Origin of the sequence: Stutzerimonas decontaminans (assembly GCF_000661915.1) — a bacterium.
Taxonomy (GTDB): domain Bacteria; phylum Pseudomonadota; class Gammaproteobacteria; order Pseudomonadales; family Pseudomonadaceae; genus Stutzerimonas; species Stutzerimonas decontaminans.
In genome coordinates this window covers 881,206-905,823 of the sequence record NZ_CP007509.1, presented here as the reverse complement: position 1 = coordinate 905,823, position 24,618 = coordinate 881,206, and the positions used below count along the sequence as shown (strand labels likewise).

The window sequence follows — 24,618 nt, the reverse complement described above, 5'->3', positions numbered from 1 at the left end:
CACTGTCACGGGCATTCGTTTCCATGGCTCAATACGTCTACACCATGCACCGGCTGAGCAAGGTCGTTCCGCCGAAGCGTGAGATTCTCAAAAACATCTCCCTGTCGTTCTTCCCTGGCGCCAAGATCGGCGTGCTCGGTCTGAACGGCGCCGGTAAATCCACCCTGCTGCGCATTATGGCCGGCGTCGACACCGAGTTCGACGGCGAGGCTCGCGCCATGCCGGGCATCAATGTCGGCTATCTGCCGCAGGAGCCGCAGCTCGATCCCGAGAAGACCGTGCGCGAAGTCGTCGAGGAGGCGGTTGGTGTGATCAAGGACGCCCAGGCCCGCCTGGACGCCGTCTACGCCGCCTACGCTGAGCCGGACGCCGATTTCGATGCCTTGGCTGCCGAGCAGGCCAAGCTCGAAGCGATCCTGCAGGCATCCGACGGTCACAACCTGGAGCGTCAGCTGGAAGTCGCCGCCGATGCACTGCGCCTGCCGGCGTGGGACGCCAAGGTTGCGCACCTGTCGGGCGGAGAGAAGCGCCGCGTCGCCCTCTGCCGCCTGCTGCTGTCGGCCCCGGACATGCTGCTGCTGGACGAGCCGACCAACCACCTGGACGCTGACTCAGTGGCCTGGCTGGAACGTTTCCTCCATGACTTCCCGGGCACCGTGGTAGCGATCACCCACGATCGTTACTTCCTCGACAACGTCGCCGGCTGGATTCTCGAACTCGACCGCGGCGCGGGCATCCCGTACGAAGGCAACTATTCCGGCTGGCTGGAAGCCAAATCGGCGCGTCTGGCGCAGGAATCCAAGCAGCAGTCGGCCCATGAAAAGGCCATGAAGGAAGAACTGGAATGGGTGCGCAAGGGCGCCAAGGCTCGCCAGTCCAAATCCAAGGCTCGTCTGCAGCGCTTCGAGGAAATGCAGTCGCAGGAATTCCAGAAACGCGCAGAGACCAATGAGATCTACATCCCGGCCGGCCCGCGCCTGGGTGACAAGGTCATCGAATTCAAGAACGTCACCAAGGGCTATGGCGACCGCGTACTGATCGACAACCTCTCCTTCAGCGTGCCGAAAGGCGCCATCGTTGGCGTGATCGGTGGTAACGGTGCCGGTAAGTCGACCCTGTTCCGCATGCTGATGGGCAAGGAAACCCCGGATTCCGGCAGCATCGAAATCGGCGATACCGTGCAATTGGCCTGCGTGGATCAGAGCCGCGACGACCTGGACGGTGGCAAGACCGTCTGGGAAGCGGTCTCGGATGGCCTGGACCAGATCCGCATCGGCAGCTACGAGGTGCCGTCGCGCGGCTACGTCGGCCGCTTCAACTTCAAGGGCGCCGACCAGCAGAAGTTCGTCAAGGACCTTTCCGGCGGTGAGCGCGGTCGTCTGCACCTGGCGCTGACCCTCAAGCAGGGCGCCAACGTGCTGCTGCTCGACGAACCCTCCAACGACCTCGACGTGGAAACCCTGCGCTCGCTGGAAGAGGCGCTGCTGGACTTCCCCGGCTCGGCCATCGTGATCTCCCACGATCGCTGGTTCCTCGACCGCGTCGCCACCCACATCCTCTCCTACGAGGACGATGGCGGTGTCGTGTTCTTCGAAGGCAACTACACCGAGTACGAAGCCGATCGCAAGAAGCGTCTGGGTGATGCCGCCTCCCAACCACACCGGGTCAGGTACAAGAAGCTGGCGCAGTAATTGCACCAGAGGAGCGGAGCCATGTGGCTCCGCTCTTGCGTCAGAAAGACGACAATCCGCTAGTAGCAAAAAGCCTTATGACGGATAATTGCCGCCCTCTTAAACCCGGCGCGACAATCATCTACCGCGCCATGACCTAGCGACAGAGGGAACCTTCGCATGGCAGCCTTGGGATTGCGCGGCAAATCACTGCTGGTCTTGTTGCTGAGCTGCCTTCTTGCCTTCGCCTTTGCCGGGTTCATCGCTCGTGAAGCGCTGCTGGGCGTCCAAAGCCGCTTCGGCGAAGCCTATGCACGTAATGTGGTGCAGCTTAACCGTGAGCGTCTGTTCGCCCCGGTTTCGCGTGAGCTGGCGCTTGCCCAGCGGCTCGCGGCCTCACAACTGACGGTCGCCTGGCTGCACGACGAGGACACTCCAGCCAAGCGCGACAGCTTCTTCAAGGAAGCGGCAGGCTATCAGCAAGCCTTTGGTGATCACGCCTATTTCGCCGCCTCGGCGCAGAGCAACAGCTACTACTCCAACGGACCAAACCAGGCGCCCTCCGATGCCCCTCGCTATGCGATGGACCCGGAGAGTTCGCGTGATGAATGGTTTTTCCAGACGCTGCAAAGCGAAGTCCCCCACGCCATAAACGTCGACCGTTCCGTGGTCACCGGCGAACTCAAGGTCTGGTTCAACGTGCAGGTGCGCGACGGCGCCCGCCGCCTTGGCCTGGTCGGTTCCGGCATCAGCCTGCAGGCTTTCCTCGACGACTTCATCGAAGCCAACAAGGTCGGTGTCGAGTCGATGGTGCTTGACGCTTACGGTTCGATCCTCGTGCACCCGAACCAGAATCTGGTCACGCTGAACGCCGACACCGCTCGCGGACGATCTCTGTCGACGAGCATTCTCGGCCTGCTCGACGATCTCAGCGCGGCGTCGGCGGTACGTCAGGCCATGGCCGCGAGCCGCGACAGCCCGGGCAGCGTGGCGACGGTTCGGGTCGCCCTGGACGGCGCGCCCCGGCTGCTGGCACTGAGCTGGATTCCGGAACTGCAGTGGTTCGTCGCCAGCTCTGTGGATCTGAGCACAGCACAGGTCGTCGAGGTACGCCCGCTACTGCCGGCCATCGGCTTGTTTCTGGTGTTGTTCCTGCTGCTGATCGGCGGTGGCGCCTGGCTGGTGGAGAAGCGCGTGCTCAAACCGCTGCGCCAGCTACGACGCAGCGCCCAGGCCCTGGCTGCGGGGCAGTACGATGCGCCCCTACCGCTGCATCGTCAGGACGAAATCGGCGAACTCAGCGCAGCCTTCGGCGCCATGGCGCAGCAGGTTCGCAGCCACACCAGCGAACTGGAAAATCGCGTACGCGAGCGCACACGCGATCTGGAGCGGGCCAATCTGGAAATGGCCGCCGCGCACAAGAAGATCGACGATTCGATCGACTACGCCAGCCTTATCCAGCGTGCGATCTTGCCCAACCGACAGCTGGTCACGGCCATGGGCGACCGCCATGCCGTGCTCTGGCGGCCACGCGATGTTGTCGGCGGCGACTTCTATGTCTATCGCGCCGACGAGCACGGCTGCCTGTTCGGCGTCGTCGATTGCGCCGGCCATGGCGTGCCGGGCGCTTTGATGACAATGCTGGCCCACGCCGCCATCGACCAGGCGCTTGGCACAACCGGCCTGGACGACCCCGCAGCCGCGCTCTCGCGCACCGATGCAATCGTGCGCAATATGCTGCGCGAAGAGCCGGGTTCCCATGCCCTGGCCACGAACATGGACATCGGTCTGGCCTATGTCGATTTGCGCCAGCGCAAGGTGCATTATTCCGGCGCGAAGATTGCTCTGTATTACTGTGATGGCGAAGAGGTGCACGAAATAAAGGCAGCGCGGCGCGCCATCGGCGATAAACGCATTGGCGAGTACCGCAATACCAGCGTCGACCTGCAACCTGGGCGCACCTTCTACATGACCACCGATGGTTTCCTCGACCAGGCTGGCGGCGAAGAAGGCTATGGTTTCGGCAACAGCCGCTTCGCCAGCATGATTCGCGAGCACGCGCGGCTGCCCCTGGCCGAGCAGGGCGAAGCCTTCAGCCTTGCGCTGGCGCGCTATCAGGGTGAATTCCCGCAGCGCGATGACATCACGATGTTATGTTTCCGTTTCGATTGAGACAGGGAGTTGGCCATGGGCCCCATTGACATGTTCGCGATGCGCGAATGCTACAACCAGCAACAGATCATGCTCTGCTTCAACGGCCCCATCTCCCGCAGCCTGATCGAAGAGATCGGCAATGCCCTGCGCAACTACATGAGCGAAGAGCAGGCGCACCCGTCCTCGGCCATGGATGTGTTCGCCGTCTACATCGAGATGACGCAGAACATTCGTCATTACACCCGTGAGAAGAATTGGTCCGATCAGCAGGCCGGGGCCACGGTCGTGGTGTCGCGCGACGATCAGGGCAGATATGTCGTCTCGGCCGGCAACCTGATCGAAACTGCCGACGGCCAGCTGCTGCTCGCCGCCATCGCCGAGCTGGCACAAAAGGACAAGGCCGGGCTGAAAGCGCTGTACAAGGAACAGCTGCGCAGACCGCGCGACGAACACGTGACCTCCGGCGCCGGGCTCGGCCTGATCGACATCGCCCGCAAATCCAGCGAGCCGCTCAAAGCGTCATTGCAACCGGTCTCCGACGAGCTTTCCTTCCTAAGCCTGAGCGCCGTCATCTGAATCTCAAGAGCATCCCCATGAACGACTTTTCAATCCCTGGCAGCCAGTCCACCCCCACCATCCAGTCCGACTGGGAAAAAGGCATCGTCTCGATGCAGGGCGACTCCTACCCGGAAAATTCCTATGAGCTGTTCCACCAGGTCTATGAGTGGATCGAGCGCTTCCTCGGCGAAGCCGCACACCCGCTCGCCCTCGAACTGCGCCTGCTGTATCTGAACACCAGCAGCATCAAGGCCATGATGGACATCTTCGACCTGCTTGAGGCGGCCTATCAGGACGGCCGTCAGGTCGCCGTCAACTGGTACTACGACGTGCGCAACGAGCGCGTCGTAGAACTGGCCGAGGAGTTCAAGGAAGACTGCACCTTTCCCTTTTCCATCCTAAGCCACGATTGACAGAAGGTAGATATGCGCGGGTCATCGCCGTTAGATCAAGAGCTAGCCAGTCTCCTCGCCGATCCGCAGTTCGACGGGCATCCGCTGAAGGAAGCCTTGAGCCAGCTGTGGGGCGCGCACCATGACCTGCTCGGCCGCATCGAACGCATCGCCCGCATATCGGACGGTTACCAAAGCATCGCCCGCGATCGCGAAATGAGCCTGGCAGCACGCTTCGACAAGCAGCTGCGCCAGCTCGAAAAGGTCGCCCGCATCTCCGACCGCTACCAGGCGATGATGCAGGACCTCAACGCCTCGCTGCGTGAGGCCTCGATGCTGGATTCGCTGACCGGCATCGCCAACCGCCGTCTGCTCACCGAACGCCTGCGCGAGGAAAGCGAGCGGGCCAAGCGCTACGGGCGGCCGCTGGCGCTGGTCATGCTGGACATTGACCGTTTCAAGATCATCAACGACGACTACGGCCATGACGTCGGCGATCGGGTGCTGATTGAAGTGGTGCGGGTGATGGAATCCGAGATCCGCGAGCACGACCTGTGCGGTCGCTGGGGCGGTGAGGAATTCCTCATCCTGATGCCCGAATGCACCGCCCAGACGGCGCAGACCGTTATGAGCCGCCTGGGCGACAGCATCGCTGCGCTGGGCGTGCGGGTGAACGATGACCTGCTCGGCGTTACCGCCAGCATGGGCATCGCCGAGCTGCGCCCCGACGAGACCTATTCGAACGCCATCAACCGCGCCGACCTCGCCCTGCTGCGTGCCAAGCGCAGCGGCCGCAACCGATGCGAACTGGCGGAGTGATCGCCGGCGCCGTCTTTCGCACAAAAACGATGCATTCAATGCGACATTTCGGCGCAACACATCCCGACTAGGGGTTAGCGCCCCTCTGGTTTATCTGAAACCCCCGCGCTATACGCTTTCTGCCCAGGCCGCCGCACCCACCAGTCCGGCAATTCGCGCACCACAGAAATGCACCCTCGACCCACGTCGCACTTCCGCGGTGCAAATCAGGTTTGTTACAGTCGCCCGCCAAAAATTATCAATGACTGCCAACAAGCGGTCGCCGAGGGCCTACTGATGATCGAAACCGTTGATGCCTTTCTCGCCCGACTGAAGCAACGCGACCCCCATCAACCTGAGTTCCACCAGGCGGTGGAAGAGGTGGTTCGCAGCCTCTGGCCATTCCTCGAAGCCCACCCGCACTACATGCAGGCTGGCATCATCGAACGCATGGTGGAACCTGAACGCGCCATCATCTTCCGCGTGCCATGGGTCGACGACCAGGGTCGTGTCCAGGTCAACCGCGGTTTCCGCATCCAGATGAACAGCGCCATCGGCCCGTACAAGGGCGGTCTGCGCTTCCACCCGTCGGTGAACATCGGCGTGCTCAAGTTTCTCGCCTTCGAGCAGGTCTTCAAGAACTCCCTCACCTCACTGCCCATGGGTGGCGGCAAGGGCGGCTCGGACTTCAACCCGAAGGGCAAGAGCGACAACGAAGTCATGCGCTTCTGCCAGTCGTTCATGAGCGAGCTGTACCGCCACATCGGCGCCGACCTCGACGTGCCGGCCGGTGACATCGGCGTCGGCGGCCGCGAGATCGGCTTCCTGTTCGGCCAGTACAAGCGCCTGTCCAACCAGTTCACCTCGGTCCTGACCGGCAAGGGTCTGCCCTACGGCGGCAGCCTTATCCGTCCGGAAGCCACCGGCTATGGCTGCGTGTACTTCGCCGAGGAAATGCTCAAGAACACCCACAGCAGCTTCGACGGCAAGCGCGTGGCGATCTCCGGCTCCGGCAACGTCGCGCAGTACGCCGCGCAGAAAGTCATGGAGCTGGGCGGCCGGGTCGTCTCGCTGTCCGATTCCGGCGGCACGCTGCACTTCCCGGACGGCATGACCGACGAGCAGTGGGCCTACCTGATGGATCTGAAGAACGTCCGTCGCGGCCGTCTGGAAGAGATGGGTACGCAGTTCGGCGTTACTTACCTGGCCGACCAGCGTCCGTGGAGCCTGCCGTGCGACATCGCCCTGCCCTGTGCCACGCAGAACGAGCTGGACGGCGATGACGCACGCACGCTGTTGAAGAACGGCTGCATCTGCGTGGCCGAAGGCGCCAACATGCCGTCGACGCTGGAAGCCGTGGACCTGTTCCTCGAGGCCGGCATCCTCTACGCACCGGGCAAGGCCTCCAACGCCGGTGGTGTGGCCTGTAGCGGCCTGGAGATGAGCCAGAACGCCATGCGCCTGCACTGGACCGCCGGTGAGGTGGATACCAAGCTGCACGGCATCATGCAGTCGATCCACCACGCCTGCGTCGCCCACGGCGAGGAAAATGGCCGGATCAACTACGTCAAGGGCGCCAACATCGCCGGTTTCGTCAAGGTTGCCGATGCCATGCTGGCGCAGGGCGTCGTCTAAGACGGCAGCAAACCTCGAGCTGCAAACGACAAAGAAAGAGCCCCCGCCCGGATCGTCCGGCGGGGGCTTTTCATTTGAGGAAGCCGTTCGATCACCAACCTCGGCTTCTGCGAATCGATTTTCCAAGCGGGCGTGGACAGCACCGGCGGTCGCGCGTGGATGGCTTCGGCCATCCACCCTAAGACGCTAACGCCACCCTGTGTGCAGCCGTGCACTACCAGTAATTCTCCACCGCCACCTGCCCAGGCCTGCGCGTCAGCGCCAGATTCAGATCGCGCGTTTTCAGCACGGCGCGGGTGTCCTCGATCATCTGCGGGTTGCCGCAGAGCATTATCCGCGAATGCTCGGGAATCAGCTGCAGATCGGCGGCGCGCTCCAGTTCGCCGTTCTCGATCAGCGTGGTGATGCGCCCATGCAGCGCGCCGGGCACCCGTTCGCGCGTTACCACCGGCAGATACAGCAGCTTCGAGCCCAGCCCCTCTAGGTAATCGCGCTGCGGCAGTTCGGCGATCAGCTGCTGATAGGCCAGCTCACGCGCCTCGCGCACGCTGTAGACCAGAATGATGCGCTCGAAGCGCTGCCAGGCCTCGAAGTCCTGCAGGATCGAAAGGAACGGGGCGATCCCGGTGCCGGTGGCCAGCAGCCAGAGGTCGCGGCCATCGGGAAAGCGATCCAGCGTCAGGAAGCCGAAGGCCTGCCTGTCCACCAGCAGCTCATCGCCAACCTTGAGCCGGCTCAGCTCGCTGGTAAATTCGCCGTCCGGCACCACGATGGAGAAGAAATCGAGAAACTCGTCGTGCGGCGCCGACACCATGGAGTAGGCACGCCAGACGATACAGCCGCTGGGCTTGCGCACGCCGAGGCGGGCGAACTGCCCGGCGGTGAAACGGAAGCCGGGGTCGCGGCTGGTGCGCAGGGTGAACAGGCTGGGCGTCAGCGTCTGCACCTCGAGCAGGCGCTGGCGGGTGAACTTCTCTTCGCTGGCGGTCATACTTCGCTCCCTCCGAGCATCAGTGGACACTTACGTGGCGCCCCGTGAACTCTTGATACTCCTTTCCGACGCCCACAAACACCGCCAGTTCTCATGCCTATTCTCGACACCCCTTACGCCAGCCTCGATCTGATCCGCCAGCCGGAGCAGCCTAACGAGCCGTTGCAGGCCTTTGACGCCGCCGATGAGTACCTGCTCGCCACGCTGCATGAACAGGGTTTGCCGGCCGCCACGCGGGTGCTGATACTCAATGACAGCTTCGGCGCCCTGGCTTGCTCGCTGGCCGCACACGTCGCGGTCACCAGCAGTGGCGACTCGCATCTGGCGCACCTGGCGCTGCAGAAGAACCTGGCACGCAACGACCTGCCGGCCGAACGCGTGCGTTTCGTTCCCGCCAGCGAGATTGCCCATGGCCCGTTCGACCGGGTGCTGATTCGCGTACCGAAAACCCTTGCCCTGCTGGAAGAACAGCTGATCCGCCTGCACGGCCAGCTGGCGCCCGGCGCGCAGGTGATCGCTGCGGCGATGATCAAGCATCTGCCGCGCGCCGCCGGTGATCTGCTGGAGCAGTACATTGGCCCGGTGCAGGCCTCACTGGCGGTGAAGAAGGCACGTCTGCTCAGCGCAACGCCGAGCGCGAAACCGGCGCCGCAGTCGCCCTACCCGACCCGCTACCAGCTCGATCAGCCGAAGCTTGAACTGCTCAACCACGCCAACCTGTTCTGCCGCGAAGACCTCGATATCGGCACCCGCGCCTTTCTGCCACATCTGCCGCAGGCACTCGGTGCACTGCGCGTGGCCGATCTCGGCTGCGGCAACGGCGTGCTCGGCATCGTCTACGCGCTGGGCAACCCGCAGGCGCAACTGACACTGGTGGACGAGAGCTACATGGCTGTGCAGTCGGCACGGGAGAACTGGCAGGCAATCCACGGTCAGCGTCCGGTCGAGATTCGCGCCGGCGACGGCCTGGCTGAGCAACCGCCTGCCTCGCTGGACCTGGTGCTGTGCAATCCGCCGTTCCACCAGCAGCAGGTGGTCGGCGATTTCCTCGCCTGGCGCATGTTCACCCAGGCCAAGACGGCACTGGCCAAGGGCGGTGAGCTGTGGATCGTCGGCAATCGCCACCTCGGCTATCACCTCAAGCTCAAGCGCCTGTTCGGCAATGCCGAGCAGGTCGCCGCCACACCGAAGTTCGTCATTCTGCGGTCGATCAAGGCATGAGCGAGGCGCCGATCCGCCTCAGCATCGGGCAGTTCGCCGCGCGTACCGGCCTGTCCGCCGACACGCTGCGCTATTACGAAAAGATCGGCCTGCTACGGCAGGTCGCTCGGGACGCCAGCGGTTTTCGCGTCTATGGCCCACGCGACCTGGAGTGAATCGGCTTCATCCTGCGCCTGAAAGACACCGGCATGCCCTTGGAAGACATCATCCGCTACGCCGATCTGCGCGAATGCGGCGACACCACACTGGCAGCGCGCCAGGCGCTGCTCGAAGAACATGCGGCCCGGCTGCAGGAACGCATCCAGCGCGACCATGGGCATCTCGACGCGTTGCGCGCGAAGATCGCGCTGTATCGCCAGCAAACTTCCGCTTGACCTGGAGTCGACTCCAACCCGCAGGCTTTCCTCTAGGGTCTGTTCCCGTTTCGTCGCAAGCCGCGTTGCTGCACCAAATGGCGCCAGGCAAGGCGCGGGACGCAGGTAATGGGGTTCCCTTGCCAAGTCCCGCAACGCCGCATGGCGCCATTTGCCGCGCAACCCGCAGGGCCGGGCCGTTTTTTGCGCGATGCGGCGTTACTCGTCGCTTATTTGGAATGACCAAACCTCGCTCCTCGTGCCTTGCCTCGCGCAAAAAACGGCTCCGGCGCGGCCGCGTACGAAACGGGAACAGACCCTTACCCATCAAGAGGAACGCTCCATGTCTGCATCGCCCCGCTACACAGAAGGCCTGGCCAAGCTCGAAGAAATTGACGGCGCAGCCGGGCGCAAGGTCATCGACAGCCTGCAAGCCATCGCACCGGACCTGGCCCGCTACGTGATCGAATTTCCCTTCGGCGACATTTATCAGCGCCCCGGCCTGGACCTCCCCCAGCGGGAGCTGGCGACCGTGGCGGCGCTTACCGCGCTCGGCCACTGCCAACCGCAGCTGGCGGTGCACGTTCACGGCGCGCTGAATGTCGGCTGCACGCCGGAGCAGATCGTCGAAGTGGTCATTCAGATGGCGGTTTACGCGGGCTTTCCGGCCGCGCTCAATGGCATGCAGACCGTCAAGGCGGTATTCGCCGAGCGAGGCCTACTGCCGACAGGCAACGCCAACGAATGACGAGCCGCCGGGTTCGCCCTTGCTGCAGGCACGGCTCAGTTCGACCGCGCCTCGCTCAACAATGCCTTGCTGATCGCCTGGCCGACCTGCTCGAACAGGCTGCCGGCCTCCTGGCCCTCGTCCAGGCCTTCGGCGCAAGCCACCACCACGATCGCGCGGCGCTCGTCCTGCGGCTCGATCACGCCGGCGTGGCAGGCGCGCTCGAGCTGGGTGCCGGTCTTCTGGATGAAGGGCACGTCCTCCGGCAGCCCGGCCTCGAGCCGGTAGTTGTCATAGGAATCGAGCTTCATGAAGCCGTACAGCAGATCGCGGCTCTCGACCGACAGCAGCTCCCCGCGCACCAGTTTTTCCAGCATCGTGCCGTAGGCCACCAGGCTGCTGGAGTTGAGCTTGCGCGCGTAGTAGCGCTCATAGGCCTGTTCCATGCTCGCCGCCTTCAACTCGTCCTGCTGCAGACTGAGTACCCGCGCCAGCGCCTCGTAGCGCGGCTTGCTGAATGGTGCAGAAGCCAGCTCCACCAGCTGCATGTTGTCGAGCTTGGCTGCATCAGGGTGCACCTCGCCATATACGTCGCGGCGCACCTGGGTAAAGGTGGTGATGGCCTCGAAATCGCCGCCCATGCTCTTGCCGGTGCGCGCGTTGAGCTCGTCCTCGCCGACCAGGCGGATCAGCATGTTGGCCGCGGTGTTGTCGCTTTCGATGAGCATCTCCTTGAGCAGGTCGCGCAGCGAGTAGTCGACGCCGTTGTCCTGCCAGACCAGATCGCCGGAGCCGTCGACCTTGTCCTCGGCCTCCAGCGTCAGCCGCTGATCGAGGCTGAAGTCGCCATCGTCGACGCCCTGTAGCACGGCCAGGGCGATCGGCACCTTCACCGCTGAGCCCAGGTACCAGAAGCGCTCGGCGTCGTAGCGCAGCTCCGTGTTCTCACCCAGATGCTTGATATAGACGCCGAGCTTGCCTGGTGACGCCTCGTCGACGCGACGCAGCTCCTGCTCCAGATCATCCTTCCAGGTCGCCTCGGCTTCCTCGGTACAGGCGGTCAGGGCCACCAGCGGCAACAACAATGCGCCTACTGCGATCAACCTGTTCATCGTCGGATCAACCCCGCTGCAGTGACGGCCTCGCCGGTACCGCGCAACGCGCGCTCGGCCTGGGCGGCGGAGGCCACCCCGCGAACGCAGGCGACGATGACCAGGCGTGTGGATAGGGCGCTGTCCGAATCTGGCTGATCCACCAGCCCGGCATCGCAGATACGTGCTCGTTGCGTGCCGGTCTTGTGCGCGAAGCCGGTGCCGGGCGGCAAGCCGGCCTTGATCCGCTGTCTGCCGGTCTCGACCCGGCGCATCACGCTCAGCAGGTACTCGGTGCTCGCCGGGCCCAGTGCAGTCCCGGCATCCAGTGCCGAAAGCAAGTCGCCATAGGCCTTCAGCGTGCCGGAGTTGAACGGTGTGGCGTAGTAGCGCTCGTAGGCCTCGTTCAGGCTGATCGATGCCAACGCGCGGCGCTCCACGCCAAGCAGCCGTGGCAGCAGCGCCAGGCGGCCAGCGTCGTTCGGCTGCTGCCTGAGCGCGAGAAAATCCCTGCCGGAGAGCTGGCGCGCCGCCGGGTGCAACTCGCCGTAGATCAACCGCCGCACATCAGCCAGCGAGGTGATCGGCCCGAGCCCTTCCGGCGCCAGTTCCTGGGCGACGGCATTGACCTGCTCGATGCCGACCAGGCGGATCAGCATGTCGCTGGCAGTGTTATCGCTGTGGATCAGCATCTGGTCCAGCAGAAACCGCACGCTCAACGCCTTGCCCGGCGCATGGCTGTTGGTCGGACCGGCACCATCGACGTAATCGGACGCCAGCAGTGCCACCGGGCTATCCAGGGTCAGCTCGTCCTGCTCGATCCGGCGCATCACCGCGATAGCGACCGGCACCTTGACCGTCGAAGCCAAATACCAGGGCTCCTCGCCATGGTAGGAGACCGAAATGCCGGTCTGCATGTCCTTGACGTACACGCCGAGATGCCCGGGGGTTTGCCTGTCCACCTGGGCCAACCGCGCGAGGAAGGGGCCGCTCCACTCGAAGGCCTCCTGGGCGATGGCGGTCTGGCCGATGCTTGCACACAGCAGTGCGGCGAGCAGCAGGCGCGTGGCAGCGGCGGGTAAACGAAGCAGCGATGACGGGTGCATGGTCCTCCGGCTAGTCGTCGTGCAATTGCGGATATTCGTTCCGACCGCCGCGGCGCCAAGCCGTGCACACGTCCCGATCACCGGTGCAGCGCAACGGCTGGAGCGAATGCCAGTCCCATGCATAGGCGTCGTTTTATGGCGCAACCAATCAATACGGGAGCGAGCAGTGCCGCGCACGGAACATTTCATCGGGTTGGAATGGCTACGCTTTCTGCTGGCCATCTATGTAGTGCTGTTCCATACCGTGCACGCCTACGTCGAGGGCGAGCCGACCTGGCTCTCGGAGCTGGCGGGCGTCGGCTTCTTCGCCACCAGCAGCTTCTTCGTGCTTTCCGGCTTTCTGCTGGCGCACGTCTATTGCCGCCAGGGCGAGCTGCGCGAGCCGGCGCGGCATTTCCTCGGCAAGCGCCTTGCCAATCTCTACCCGCTGCACCTGTTCTCCCTGCTGCTGACGGCCATCGTGCTGACCATCATCGCCAAGCTAGGCATTCCCCCGGACGATGCCAAGGCGAGCCTGCGCTACGTGGTCTACGACACCAACGAGGAGCTCAGCGGCGAGGCCCGCGACGCCCTCGAATATTTCATGAACAACCGCGAGCTGGCCCTGAACTTCGTGCTGCAGCTGTTCATGCTGCAGGCCTGGAACCCGCTCTACCTGACGTTCAACCCGCCGCTGTGGTCGATCTCCACACTGTTCTTCTTCTACCTGTGCTTCCCCCTGCTGGCGCCACGCCTGATGCGCCTGCGCCACAAGGGCTGGTGGCTGCTGGCAATCGCCGCGCTTTACCTGCTGCCGCCGCTATGGGCGATCCAGCAGGATGCCTACGGCATTCCCGTCACCGGCATGCTGCACCGCATGCCGCTGCTGCGCCTGCCGGAATTTCTTGCCGGCATCCTGCTCTGCGGACTGTTCCGCGAATGGCGCGCGGCGGGCGGGCAGCTCGGCATCGCAGCACGGCTGGCACTGGCGGCCTTCGTGCTGGTCAGCTTCCTGGCGACGGTGTGGCTGCTCAAGGGCGAGCGCTACTGGTACTTCCTGCTGCACAACGGCCTGCTGCTGCCGGCGCAGCTGGCGCTGGTCTGGCTCTGCGCGCTGATCGCCACGCCACGCAGTGCCGCAGTGGTCGGCTGGTCACAGCGCCTGGGCGCGGCATCGTTGCCGCTGTTCGTACTGCATGTGCCGGTGTTCATCCTCTTCTCGCGCTCGGAGAAGCTGCTCGGGGTGGTGTCGGCGGAATGCCTCGAGGACTGGGCCGATTGCGTGGCACAGGCGGGGGAGTTGGCGCTGACGCCGGCCTTCTATCCGCTGTATCTGGGGCTGTGCATCGTGGTGTGCGTGCTGGTGCAGGAGCGAGCAGTGGTGCCGGTGAGGCGGTTTTTGCTGAGGCGGGTGTTGAAGGTTTGATGCAGGCGTTCACAAGCCTCGAACGCAGAGCGCTAACACGGCGTGCACACGCGGGATCGTGGGGACGATCAGCGGCTCCATCTTCCGCAGCCGCAACGGCGGGCCGAAGCCCACCTAGCGCGCCGGCGGCTACAGCAGTTTATCCAGGGTAATCGGCAGATCCCTCACGCGCTTGCCGGTCGCGTTGTAGATCGCATTGGCCACCGCCGCCGCCACCCCGACGATGCCGATCTCCCCTACCCCCTTCGACCCCAGGTCGTTGACCACCTCGTCATGCTCCTCGACGAAGATGACGTCGATTTCGGGAATGTCCGCGTTCACCGGGATGTGGTACTCGGCAAGGTTGTGGTTCATGTAACGCCCGAGCCTGTGATCGATCAGCGTCTCCTCGTGCAGCGCCTGGCCGATGCCCCAGACCACGCCGCCGACGATCTGGTTGCCGGCGGTCTTCGGGTTGACGATGCGGCCCGCAGCAATCGCGCTGACCACACGGCTGACCTTGATGGTGCCGAGGTCCTCGTCGACGCGTACCTCGACGAACACTGCCGAATGGGTTCCCGTCGCCCAGGCATCCCGTTTTTCATCCGGCTTGACGCTGGCTTCGGCTTCCAATGCGCCGCTGACCTGGACGATGTCGCGCAGGGCCACGGCATGCTCGCCGGATTTCAGCCGCAGTTGGCCATCGGCGAACTCCACCGTCTCCAGATTCGCTCCGGTAAAGGGTGAAGCCGGCGACTGCTGCACGGCGTCCAGCAGCTTCTGCCGCAGCCCCGCACAGGCACGTTGCACCGCACTACCGACCGAGGACACGGTGGCCGAGCCACCCTCCAGCGGTGCCTGCGGCAGGCTGGAATCGCCCAGGCGGAACTCCACCTCGGCCATCGACAGGCCCATGGCATCAGCGGCGATCTGCGTCATCGCGGTGTAGGTGCCAGTGCCGATATCAGCAGTGGCGCTGGTTACCAGCAGCTTGCCGTCGGCATCGATGCAGGCGCGAGCGGAGGCCGGCATCTGCATGGCCTCCCAGACACCGGTGGCCATGCCCATGCCGACCAACTGATGACCGTCACGCAGGCTGCGTGGCTGCACCGGACGCCGCGACCAGCCGAAGCGCTCGGCGCCCTGCTGGTAGCAGGCGCGCAGCTCCTTGCTGGAATAGCGCTTGCCCTCGTTGCCGTTGATGTCGGTGTAGTTGCGCAGGCGCAGCTCCAGCGGGTCGATACCGACTTCATGGGCCAGCTCGTCCATCGCGCACTCAAGCGCATAGACACCGATGGTCGCGCCCGGGGCGCGCATGTCCAGCGGGGTATAGACGTCCAGCGGCGCCAGGCGGTAGCCGAGGCGCACGTTGTCGCAGGCGTAGAGCATGCCGGACCACTCCACCTCGTGCTCGGTGAAGTCCTCGAAGCGCGAGGTCTGGCCGATCGCTCTGTGCTCGATCGCCCGCAACCGCCCTTCGCCATCGGCCGCGAGCTTCAGCTGCTGAACGGTACGCGGGCGATAACCGAAGGTGAACATCTGCTGCCGGGTCAGCTCGACGCGCACCGAGGCCTTCAGCTTGAGTGCGGCCATCACCGCCAACGGCAGCTGGTACTGCGGCCGCAGGCCGGAGCCGAAGGCGCCGCCGACGAAAGGCGCAAGCACGCGGATCTTGCCCTGCATGTCGAACACCTGCTCCAGGTAGCGCTGGCAGTTCTGCACGCCCTGGGTCTTGTCGTGGATCAGCAGCTCGCCGCCCGGCTGGTACTGGACGATGGAAGCATGCGGCTCCATGGGGTTGTGGTGCTCGACCGGGGTCTCGTACTCACGGTCGATGCGCTTTGCCGCCGCCGCGAACGCCGAGTCGAAATCACCACGCGGCTCGGGCAGCTCGGCAGGCGCATCGTGGGCCTGATCGCGCACGGCCTGCAGATCGGTCTGGTGTGCTTCGATTTCGTATTCGATGCGCACGAGGCTCGCCGCATGTCGCGCCAGCGCCTGGGTCTCGGCCACCACCAGCGCCAGCGGCTGGCCGCTGTAGAGCACGCGGTCGTTGTACAGCGGGCGGAACGGCGAGCCGTCGGCGGCATCGTCGTCCTCGTAAGGCTCGTCGTAGCTGGCCACCGGCGGGCGGTTCTGGTGGGTCAGCACCAGTCGCACGCCGGATAGTGCCTCGGCGGCGACGGCATCGATACGCGTGATCCGGCCGCGGGCGATGCTGCTCGACACCACGGCGCCATACAGCAGCCCCGGCACCTCGGCTTCGGCAGCGTAGCAGGCCTTACCGGTGACCTTGAGCGGACCGTCGACACGGTCCAGCGGCTTGCCCAGTGGAGAGTTGGCGCTGTTCATCGGGCGGTTCCTCCGGCGGCTTCGGTGAGGGCACGCACGATGGCGCGCCGGGCCAGGTCGATCTTGAAAGCGTTGTCGGCGAGCGGTTGCGCGCCTTGCAGCAGGCGATCGGCCGCGGCGGCGAAACATTCGGACTCCGCACGCTTGCCGCTGAGCAGTTCTTCGGCCTCCTCCAGGCGCCAGGGTTTGTGCGCCACGCCACCGAGCGCGATGCGCGCGCGGCGGATGATTTCGCCATCCATCTCCAGAGCCGCCGCGACGGATACCAGGGCGAATGCGTAAGAGGCGCGATCGCGCACCTTGAGGTAGGCGCAGTGGCTGGCGAAACCTTCTACCGGCAGCTCGATGGCGGTGATCAGCTCGCCTTCCACCAGCACGTTGTCCTGCTGCGGCTGGTCGCCGGGCAGCCGGTGGAAGTCCACCAGCTCCAGGCGTCGCTTGCCGTGCGGCCCCTCCACATGCACCCGGGCATCCAGCGCCGCCAGCGCCACGCACATGTCCGACGGATGCACGGCGACGCAGTGTTCGCTGGCGCCGAGAATCGCGTGGATGCGATTGCGCCCGTCACGCGCGCTGCAACCGGAGCCCGGCTCGCGCTTGTTGCAGGGCGTGGCGGTGTCGTAGAAGTAGTAGCAACGGGTGCGTTGCAGCAGGTTGCCGCCGGTGCTGGCCATATTGCGCAGCTGCGGCGAAGCCCCGGCGAGAATCGCCTTGCTCAGCAGCGGGTAGCGCTGTTCGATCTGCGGGTGCCAGGCCAGGTCGGCGTTGCTCACCAGCGCACCGATGCGCAGGCCGCCCTCGGCGGTCTGCTCGATCTCGCGCAGCGGCAGGCCGTTGATGTCGATGAGCTGGCCGGGTTGCAGCACGTTCTCTTTCATCAGGTCGAGCAGGTTGGTGCCGCCGGCGATGTAGCGGCTCTGCGGCCCGTGCAGGGCGATGGCCTGGTCGATACGTTCGGGGCGCTGATAGCTGAACGGGGTCATTGCGCACCCTCCTGGCCGCGTAGCGTCGGCAGTGCGTCCTCAATGGCGGCGAGGATGTTTGGATAGGCGCCGCAGCGGCAGAGGTTGCCGCTCATGTGTTCGCGAATCTCATCGCGGCTGCTGGCACGGTTCTCCGCTGCTAGCCCGGCCGCCGAGCAGATCTGCCCCGGTGTGCAATAGCCGCACTGGAAGGCATCGTGCTTGACGAATGCCGCCTGCAGCGGATGCAGCGTCGCATCGCTGGCCAGCCCCTCGATGGTGGTCAGGCTGGCGCCGTCGTGCATCACCGCCAGGGTCAGGCAGCTGTTGATGCGTCGGCCGTCGAGCAGGACGGTGCAGGCGCCGCACTGGCCGTGATCGCAGCCTTTCTTGGTGCCGGTCAGGCCGAGCTGGTCGCGCAGCAGGTCGAGCAAGGTGGTCCAGGGTTGCACCTGAAGCTCACGGCGTTCGCCGTTCAGCTCCAGGCTGATGGTGCAGGTATGACCTGCAGCTGAAGAATTTTCGCTCATGGCAGCCTCACGGTTTGGGCGTTGGTATGCGCTGTCCGTGCGTCTTGGGGTACGACTGGCGTGGCGTGGAAAACGTTCAGCATCTTGGTAGGGCCGGGGCGCTGGCAGCGCCTGCGGCCTGTTCGCCGCGAGGGCGCGCCTCCTACAGGAGCGGTCGTGCCGGGTGCTGCTTTTGTGGGAGGGCCGCCCTCGGCGCGAGCTTTTGATGTCGGGCAGGCCTGCCGCCTGTCCGCCGCAGGAGCGCACGTCCTGCAAGAGCAGGTTGTACCGGAATTTCAGGACTAGCTAGGCCTGCGATCATCCGGGTGGTCGATGTCCTGCAGGACACCGGGATCATTCAGGGCGAGCTCCAGTACCGGGTGCGCGGCGAACAGCGCCTGGGCACCGCGATCGCCATCCAGCTGCAGCAGCGCATCGCGATGGGCGCTGCCGATGCCGCGCGGATGGCCGGGGCGGCCGTCATAGGTCGGCACAACCAGGTTGTCTTCGCGGATTGCCGCCGCGATCTCGCGCAGGGCCCGCGGCTGCACATAGGGCATATCGGCCAGCGCCACCAGCCAGCCACGCCCTGCCGGCGCGTGGGCCACGGCCTGCGCAAGGCTGTGGCCGAGCCCGCGGGTTTCCAGCGCAAGCACCTCGCAGTCGGCAGCGTTGGCGCTCAGCCAGTCGCGCAGAGGCAGATTGTCTGCACGGGTCACCACCAGCAGCCGTTCTGCGACACCACGAAGGTTGGCCAGCGTGGCCGCCAGCACCGGCGGCGAAGACGCAGCAGCCAGACTGGCCGCCAGCAGCTTGTCCGCGCCACCGGCCGCGCGGTAACGGCTGCCCTGCCCGGCGGCGAGGACGATCGCGCAAACGCCCTGCTCAGGCACAGCGCTGTGCCGGCAACGCCTGGCTGACCAGCGCACCGTTTTTCAACGCCACCACTTCGGCCATCAAGGACAGCGCGATTTCCGCCGGCGTACGGCTGCCAATAGGCAACCCGATGGGGCCATGCAACCGCTGCACCTGCCGCTCGCCGAGGCCCAGCGAGAGCAGGCGCGCCTTGCGCTTCTCGCTATTGACCCGCGAGCCCAGCGCGCCGACGTAGAAGGCTTCGGACTGCAGCGCCGTGAGCAGCGCCATGTCGTCCAGACGTGGATCGTGGGTCAGCGCGACGATGGCCGTGTGCGCATCCGGTTCGATGGCCAGCACCGCATCGTCCGGCATGCCGGGGACGAAGCGCACCGTCGCCGCATCCCAGTCATGGGCATAACCTTCACGCGGGTCGCAGATCAGCACTTCGAAGCCGAGGCCGTGGGCCAGGTCGGCGACATAGCGCGACAGCTGACCGGCACCGATCAGCAGCAGGCGCCAGGCCGGACCGAATGGTGCGCGCAGGGTATGCCCGTCGAACTGCAGCGCGGCGTCGCGGCCGGCGGCTTGCAGCGTCACAGCGCCACTGGCGATATCCACGCAGCGCAGCAGCCGCTCGTGCCCGGCGCAGCGCCGCAGCAGCTCATCGATCCAGCCGGCATCGCACAGCGGCTCCTGCAGCAGGCGCAGGGTGCCGCCGCAGGGCAGACCGAAACGCGCGGATTCTTCCTTGCTCACGCCATAGCTGATCAGCTGGCAGGTCGACGGTGGCTGGTCGGCCATGACCCGCGCGAGCAGATCGTCCTCGACGCAGCCGCCGGACACCGAGCCTTCAACGCGGCCGTCGCCGCGTAGCGACAGCAGCGAACCGACCGGACGTGGCGCGCTGCCCCAGGTTTCCAGCACCGTGTAGAGCACCACGGGATGGCCGTCACGCAGCCAGTCGCGGGCCCGCCGCAGTACCGCCAGATCGACACTGTCCATTGATCTCCTCGGATTCAGCCCATTGCTGCCAGGACTCCCGGCAATGCAAGGAGTGACCGATCCGAGGCGAGGTTAGTTCGTTGCCGGCACTAGCATGGCGTCGGCTACTTCGCGGCGCTTGCCGCGGCCGGCCAGACGTTCCACCAGGGTCAGGGCGAATTCCAGGGCGGTCGCCGGGCCCTGGCTGGTGATGCAGTTGCCGTCCACCACCACCGGCTGGTCAAGGAAGTGCGTGCCGGTGAGGTTGTCGCTCATGCCCGGGTAGCAGGTCACCTGGCGGCCCTTGAGCACGCCGTAGGGGTGCAGCGCCACCGCCGGCGCCGCGCAGATTGCCGCATAGTCCAGCCCGGCCGCGGCCTGCTGGCGTACGCGCTCGGCCAGCGGCTCCAGCTCGCCGAGAGTTTTCGCGCCGGGCATGCCGCCGGGCAGCACGATGAGGTCGAAGTCCTGCGCCAGCACATCGAGCAGCATGGCGTCGGCAGTGATCCGCGTGCCGCGCGCGCAGGTCAGCATGCGCCGTTCCTCCGCGCTGGCCACCAGCACCTCGAACTCGGCACGCCGCAGCACGTCGATCAGGGTTACGGCCTCCAGATCTTCGGAACCGTCGGCGATCGGAATCAGGACTCGTTTGCTCATGGCGCTCACCTGCTCAATGGAAATTCAACCGCGCTGCCGGCCGGTGTAAGATGCGCGGCTTTTGCGACGACACGCGAATCGCCCGCCAGAGGCGACAGCCCTCACACTGACCGGCACATAGAGGATCGACCATGCTGGAAAAGCTATTTCAACTCAAGGCGCACAACACCACGCTGCGCACCGAGGTCCTGGCCGGTATCACTACCTTCCTGACGATGGCCTACATCCTCTTCGTCAACCCGAGCATCCTTGCCGAAACCGGCATGGATCACGGCGCGGTGTTCGTCGCCACCTGCCTGGCCGCGGCCATCGGCTCGGCGATCATGGGGCTGGTCGCCAACTACCCGATCGCGCTGGCACCGGGCATGGGCCTGAACGCCTTCTTCACCTACACCGTCGTGCTGACCATGGGCTACACCTGGCAGACTGCGCTGGGTGCGGTGTTCCTCTCGGGCGTGATCTTCTTCGGCCTGTCGATCTTCAAGATCCGCGAGTGGATCATCCACAGCATTCCGCTGGCCCTGCGCGCCGGCATAGCCGCGGGTATCGGCCTGTTCCTGGCGATCATCGCGCTGAAGAACGCCGGCATCGTCGTCGATAACCCGGCCACCCTGGTCGGCCTCGGCGACCTCAGCGCCGGCGGCCCGCTACTGGCCTGCCTGGGCTTTTTCCTGATCGCCGCGCTGGCTTACCGCAAGGTCACCGGCGCGGTGATGATCGGCATTCTGGTGGTCACCGGCCTGTCGATCCTGCTCGGCCTGTCGCAGCTCAACGGTGTGGTATCGATGCCACCGTCGCTCGCACCGACCTTCATGCAGCTGGACATCATGGGCGCGCTGGATATCGGCCTGATCAGCGTGATCTTCGCCTTCCTCTTCGTCGACCTGTTCGACACCTCCGGCACCCTGATCGGCGTGGCGCAGAAGGCCGACCTGCTGGACAAGGACGGCAAGATGCCGCGCCTGGGCCGCGCCCTGCTGGCTGACAGCACCGCAACCATGGCAGGCGCCGCACTGGGCACCTCGACCACCACCAGCTACATCGAATCCGCAGCCGGCACCGCTGCCGGTGGCCGCACCGGCCTGACCGCCTGCGTGGTCGCGCTGCTGTTCCTGCTCAGCCTGTTCTTCGCCCCGCTGGCCGGTGCCGTGCCAGCCTACGCCACCGCACCGGCGCTGCTGTTCGTCGCCGTACTGATGATGAGCAGCCTGGCCAGCATCGACTGGGACGACCTCACCGTCGCCGCGCCGGTCGTGGTTGCCGCGCTGGCGATGCCGCTGACTTTCTCCATCGCCAACGGCATCGCCTTCGGCTTCATCGCCTGGACCGCGATCAAGCTGCTCGCCGGCCGCTGGCGCGAGCTGAGCCCGGCGATGTGGATTCTCTCGGCGCTGTTCGTGGTCAAGCTGGGCTGGTTCGCCGGCTGATCGCAGCGTAGGGTGGATGACGCCTCACCATCCACCAGATCGCGCAGAAGGTGGATGAGAAAAGCGTCAGCTGCGCGCCCCGATCCACCCTACGAATACCGATCCGCGACGTACGTTAATAATTCGCGGCAAGGCCGCCCCCACGGATCGAACTACTGTGGGAGCCGCCGGCGCCGTAAAGCTCCTCAAACCTCTGCACGAAGCCCCCGCCATGCCGCTGCCCAAGCTCGACCCCGCCCAATACGAAACCCAGCTCGCCGAGAAAGCCGCCCGGCTGGTGGAACTGCTGGCGCCGTTCGATGCACCGGCACCAGAAGTCTTCGACTCGCCCCGCGAGCATTACCGCCTGCGCACCGAATTCCGACTGTGGCGCGAGGATGGCCAGCGCCATTACGCGATGTTCGAGCAGGGCGACAAGCACAAGGCCATTCTGATCGACGACTTCCCCATCGCCAGCCGTCGCATCAATGAGCTGATGCCGCAACTGAAAGCGGCCTGGCAGGCGTCGGAAGTCCTCAGCTTCAAACTGTTCCAGGTCGAATTCCTCACCACCCTGGCTGGCGATGCGCTGATCACCCTCGCCTACCACCGCCCACTGGACGAGGCCTGGCAGGCCGAAGCCGAGCAGCTCGCCGCAGACCTCGGCGTCAGCCTGGTCGGCCGCTCCAAGGGCAAGCGCATCGTCATCGGTCGTGATTACGTTGAGGAAGCGCTGGTCGTCGCCGGCCGCAGCTTCCGCTATCGCCAGCCCGAGGGCGCCTTCACCCAGCCCAACGGCGCGGTCTGCCAGAAGATGCTGAACTGGGCCTTCGACGTGCTCGGTGAGCGCGACGACGACCTGCTCGAACTCTACTGCGGCAACGGCAACTTCACCCTGCCGCTGGCCACCCGCGTGCGCCGCGTGCTGGCAACCGAGATCAGCAAGACTTCGGTCAACGCCGCGCTGGCCAATATCGCCGACAACGGCATCGACAACATCGAGCTGGTGCGCCTTTCCGCCGAGGAGCTGACCCAGGCTCTGAACGAGGTGCGCCCGTTCCGCCGCCTGGCCCATATCGACCTGAAGAGCTACGACTTCGGCAGCATTTTCGTCGACCCGCCGCGTGCCGGCATGGACCCGGACACCTGCGAGCTGACCCGCCGCTTCGAGCGCATCCTCTACATCTCCTGCAACCCGGACACCCTGGCGCAGAACATCGCCCAGCTGGCCGACACCCATCGCATCGAGCGCTGCGCGCTGTTCGACCAGTTCCCCTACACCCACCACATGGAATCCGGGGTGCTGCTGGTTCGCAAGTGATCGCCGAGTGAACGCCAGCCACCCGTCGGCGTTCCACATCCGTAACCAATCAGCCGTTACGGAGGTGCAAACATGCTGGTGCTCGAGCCGATCTATACCGACGGTCTGGCGCAGATTTCCTACCTGGTGGGTGACAGCAAGGCCGCGGTCGCCGCAGTGATCGACCCGCGGCGCGACGTCGATATCTACCTCGATCTGGCCCGCGAGAAAGGCCTGCGCATCGCCTACGCCATCGAAACCCATATCCATGCGGACTTCGTCTCCGGCGCCCAGGCGCTGGCCGAACGCAGCGGCGCCGAGATCATCGGTGGCTGCTCGGCGGACTACGGTTTCGAGCTGCGCCAGGCTGCCGATGGCGAGGTGCTGGAACTCGGCCAGGTCAGCCTGGAAATCATCTACTCGCCCGGCCACACGCCGGAACATATCTCGCTGCTGCTGCGCGACGGTCAGCAGGGCGATGAGCCCTTCGCCCTGTTCACCGGCGACACCCTGTTCAACCTCGACGTCGGCCGCCCCGACCTGCTCGGCGAGGACAGCACCAAGCAACTGGCCGCGCAGCTCTACGCCACCCTGTTCACCCGCTACCTGCCGCTTGGTGAACGCGTCGAGATCTACCCCTGTCACGGCGCCGGCTCGGCCTGCGGCAAGTCGATCGGTGATCGCCGGCGATCCACCCTAGGCAACGAGTTGCTGTTCAACCCGGCGCTCAACCAGCGGCGCAGCGAAGGCGAGTTCATCGACTGGCTGCTCAGCGGCATGCCCGAGCCGCCGCGCCACTATGCACGGCTGAAAAAGCTCAACGTGCGCCCGGCCACGCACAGGCACGGGCCGTCGCTGCCGACGCCGCTGTCGCCGGAAGAGTTCGCCAAGCGCAGCGCCGACCACCGCGCCGTGCAGCTGGTGGACCTGCGCTCGATCCTCGCCTTCGGCGGCGGCCATGTGCCCGGCGCGCTGAACATCGCCCTGCAGAACGAATTCGTCAGCTGGGCCGGCTGGATGCTCGACGATCAGCGACCGATCTACCTGATCGGCGAGGACAGTCAGCAGATCCAGCAGGCCACGCTGCAGCTGTATCGGATCGGTCTCGATCGGGTAGAAGGCTATCTGCGCAACGGCATGACCGACTGGCAGAACGCCGGCCTGCCGCTGGCCAGCGTCGGCCAATGGACGGTGCACGAGCTGAACCGTCGCCGTGAGGACCCACAGGTCCAGGTACTCGACGTGCGCGCCCCCGAGGAGGTCGAGCAAGGCCGCGTACCCGACGCCCGCCACGCCTTCGTCGCCCATCTGCCCGAAGGACTGGAGCAACTGGACAAGAACAGGACCGTGGCGACCTATTGCGGCAGCGGCTACCGCGCCTCGATCGCCGCCAGCATCCTCAAGCGCCAGGGCTTTCGCCACGTGGTGAACGTGCCCGGCTCATGGATAGCCTGGCAGCAGCACGATCTGCCGGTGGAGACGCGCTGAGCCGATCTCACCGCAACCTGTCATA

At 65.3% G+C, this 24,618-nt stretch carries 23 protein-coding genes; 14 read left to right on the top strand and 9 right to left on the bottom strand.

Translation table 11 applies throughout. The features are described from left to right. Window positions 1–23: 23 nt before the first annotated feature. From ettA to gdhA, 6 genes are all read left to right on the top strand, one after another. Window positions 24–1,691, top strand: coding sequence for an energy-dependent translational throttle protein EttA (gene ettA, locus UIB01_RS04110; RefSeq protein ID WP_038657133.1), 1,668 nt, complete (start codon window positions 24–26; stop codon window positions 1,689–1,691). Between the two features lie 159 nt (window positions 1,692–1,850). Then, window positions 1,851–3,842 carry a biofilm regulation protein phosphatase SiaA gene (gene siaA, locus UIB01_RS04105; protein ID WP_038657131.1) on the top strand — a complete coding sequence of 664 codons (1,992 nt, stop codon included), beginning with the start codon at window positions 1,851–1,853 and terminating at the stop codon, window positions 3,840–3,842. A 15-nt stretch (window positions 3,843–3,857) separates the two neighbouring features. Further along, window positions 3,858–4,400: a biofilm regulation protein kinase SiaB gene (gene siaB, locus UIB01_RS04100; protein WP_038657129.1), complete on the top strand. Its 543-nt coding sequence runs from the start codon at window positions 3,858–3,860 to the stop codon at window positions 4,398–4,400. A 17-nt stretch (window positions 4,401–4,417) separates the two neighbouring features. Next, the gene (gene siaC, locus UIB01_RS04095; RefSeq protein WP_038657126.1) at window positions 4,418–4,795 is read left to right on the top strand and encodes a biofilm regulation phosphoprotein SiaC; all 378 of its coding nucleotides are present in this window, start codon (window positions 4,418–4,420) and stop codon (window positions 4,793–4,795) included. A gap of 12 nt (window positions 4,796–4,807) precedes the next feature. After that, the gene (gene siaD / locus UIB01_RS04090) at window positions 4,808–5,593 is read left to right on the top strand and encodes a biofilm regulation diguanylate cyclase SiaD (RefSeq protein ID WP_038657124.1); all 786 of its coding nucleotides are present in this window, start codon (window positions 4,808–4,810) and stop codon (window positions 5,591–5,593) included. Between the two features lie 276 nt (window positions 5,594–5,869). Then, on the top strand, window positions 5,870–7,207 hold the full coding sequence (gene gdhA, locus UIB01_RS04085; protein WP_038657122.1) for an NADP-specific glutamate dehydrogenase: 1,338 nt from the start codon (window positions 5,870–5,872) through the stop codon (window positions 7,205–7,207). A gap of 214 nt (window positions 7,208–7,421) precedes the next feature. Here the strand turns inward: gdhA and UIB01_RS04080 are convergent, their stop codons facing one another. Continuing rightward, the gene (locus tag UIB01_RS04080) at window positions 7,422–8,198 is read right to left on the bottom strand and encodes a ferredoxin--NADP reductase (protein WP_038657120.1); all 777 of its coding nucleotides are present in this window, start codon (window positions 8,196–8,198) and stop codon (window positions 7,422–7,424) included. A 93-nt stretch (window positions 8,199–8,291) separates the two neighbouring features. Here UIB01_RS04080 and UIB01_RS04075 point away from each other — a divergent pair, with 93 nt between their 5' ends. The 4 genes from UIB01_RS04075 (at window position 8,292) to UIB01_RS04065 (ending at window position 10,520) form a co-directional block, all read left to right on the top strand. Next, window positions 8,292–9,419 (top strand): methyltransferase, encoded by a 1,128-nt coding sequence (locus UIB01_RS04075; protein WP_038657118.1) that lies wholly within the window; start codon window positions 8,292–8,294, stop codon window positions 9,417–9,419. Continuing rightward, window positions 9,416–9,574 carry a MerR family DNA-binding transcriptional regulator gene (locus UIB01_RS23375; protein ID WP_230585290.1) on the top strand — a complete coding sequence of 53 codons (159 nt, stop codon included), beginning with the start codon at window positions 9,416–9,418 and terminating at the stop codon, window positions 9,572–9,574. Before UIB01_RS04075 ends, UIB01_RS23375 begins: the two co-directional genes overlap by 4 nt. Beyond that, window positions 9,575–9,793 carry a MerR family DNA-binding protein gene (locus tag UIB01_RS23370; RefSeq protein ID WP_308411061.1) on the top strand — a complete coding sequence of 73 codons (219 nt, stop codon included), beginning with the start codon at window positions 9,575–9,577 and terminating at the stop codon, window positions 9,791–9,793. A 322-nt stretch (window positions 9,794–10,115) separates the two neighbouring features. Further along, window positions 10,116–10,520 carry a carboxymuconolactone decarboxylase family protein gene (locus UIB01_RS04065; RefSeq protein WP_038657116.1) on the top strand — a complete coding sequence of 135 codons (405 nt, stop codon included), beginning with the start codon at window positions 10,116–10,118 and terminating at the stop codon, window positions 10,518–10,520. A gap of 35 nt (window positions 10,521–10,555) precedes the next feature. Here the strand turns inward: UIB01_RS04065 and UIB01_RS04060 are convergent, their stop codons facing one another. Then, the gene (locus tag UIB01_RS04060; protein ID WP_180983547.1) at window positions 10,556–11,611 is read right to left on the bottom strand and encodes a serine hydrolase; all 1,056 of its coding nucleotides are present in this window, start codon (window positions 11,609–11,611) and stop codon (window positions 10,556–10,558) included. After that, complete coding sequence (locus UIB01_RS04055; RefSeq protein WP_038657114.1) at window positions 11,608–12,696, bottom strand: serine hydrolase; 1,089 nt, start codon at window positions 12,694–12,696, stop codon at window positions 11,608–11,610. The genes UIB01_RS04060 and UIB01_RS04055 overlap by 4 nt, the downstream gene beginning before the upstream one ends. A gap of 166 nt (window positions 12,697–12,862) precedes the next feature. On the opposite strand from UIB01_RS04055, the gene UIB01_RS04050 reads away from it, so the two are divergent. Then, complete coding sequence (locus tag UIB01_RS04050; protein WP_038657112.1) at window positions 12,863–14,101, top strand: acyltransferase family protein; 1,239 nt, start codon at window positions 12,863–12,865, stop codon at window positions 14,099–14,101. A gap of 129 nt (window positions 14,102–14,230) precedes the next feature. Here UIB01_RS04050 and UIB01_RS04045 read toward each other — a convergent pair whose 3' ends face one another. The 6 genes from UIB01_RS04045 to UIB01_RS04020 all read right to left on the bottom strand — a co-directional run bounded on the left by UIB01_RS04045 (window position 14,231) and on the right by UIB01_RS04020 (window position 20,399). After that, the gene (locus UIB01_RS04045) at window positions 14,231–16,432 is read right to left on the bottom strand and encodes a xanthine dehydrogenase family protein molybdopterin-binding subunit (protein WP_038657111.1); all 2,202 of its coding nucleotides are present in this window, start codon (window positions 16,430–16,432) and stop codon (window positions 14,231–14,233) included. Next, window positions 16,429–17,415 carry an FAD binding domain-containing protein gene (locus UIB01_RS04040; protein ID WP_038657109.1) on the bottom strand — a complete coding sequence of 329 codons (987 nt, stop codon included), beginning with the start codon at window positions 17,413–17,415 and terminating at the stop codon, window positions 16,429–16,431. The genes UIB01_RS04045 and UIB01_RS04040 overlap by 4 nt, the downstream gene beginning before the upstream one ends. After that, window positions 17,412–17,924, bottom strand: a complete 513-nt coding sequence (locus UIB01_RS04035; protein WP_038657106.1) for a (2Fe-2S)-binding protein — start codon at window positions 17,922–17,924, stop codon at window positions 17,412–17,414. Before UIB01_RS04035 ends, UIB01_RS04040 begins: the two co-directional genes overlap by 4 nt. Before the next feature lie 281 nt (window positions 17,925–18,205). Next, window positions 18,206–18,796 (bottom strand): nucleotidyltransferase family protein, encoded by a 591-nt coding sequence (locus tag UIB01_RS04030; RefSeq protein WP_038657105.1) that lies wholly within the window; start codon window positions 18,794–18,796, stop codon window positions 18,206–18,208. After that, window positions 18,789–19,763: an XdhC family protein gene (locus tag UIB01_RS04025; protein WP_038657103.1), complete on the bottom strand. Its 975-nt coding sequence runs from the start codon at window positions 19,761–19,763 to the stop codon at window positions 18,789–18,791. The genes UIB01_RS04030 and UIB01_RS04025 overlap by 8 nt, the downstream gene beginning before the upstream one ends. Window positions 19,764–19,835: 72 nt before the next feature. Further along, a complete protein-coding gene (locus UIB01_RS04020; protein WP_038657101.1) occupies window positions 19,836–20,399 on the bottom strand; it encodes a DJ-1 family glyoxalase III in 564 nt (187 codons plus the stop codon). Window positions 20,400–20,530: 131 nt separating this feature from the next. On the opposite strand from UIB01_RS04020, the gene UIB01_RS04015 reads away from it, so the two are divergent. From UIB01_RS04015 to UIB01_RS04005, 3 genes are all read left to right on the top strand, one after another. After that, window positions 20,531–21,826 carry an NCS2 family permease gene (locus tag UIB01_RS04015; protein WP_038657099.1) on the top strand — a complete coding sequence of 432 codons (1,296 nt, stop codon included), beginning with the start codon at window positions 20,531–20,533 and terminating at the stop codon, window positions 21,824–21,826. Window positions 21,827–22,037: 211 nt separating this feature from the next. Next, window positions 22,038–23,126: a tRNA (uridine(54)-C5)-methyltransferase TrmA gene (trmA, locus tag UIB01_RS04010; protein ID WP_038657097.1), complete on the top strand. Its 1,089-nt coding sequence runs from the start codon at window positions 22,038–22,040 to the stop codon at window positions 23,124–23,126. Between the two features lie 72 nt (window positions 23,127–23,198). Continuing rightward, window positions 23,199–24,593, top strand: coding sequence for an MBL fold metallo-hydrolase (locus tag UIB01_RS04005; protein ID WP_038657095.1), 1,395 nt, complete (start codon window positions 23,199–23,201; stop codon window positions 24,591–24,593). Window positions 24,594–24,618: the final 25 nt, after the last annotated feature.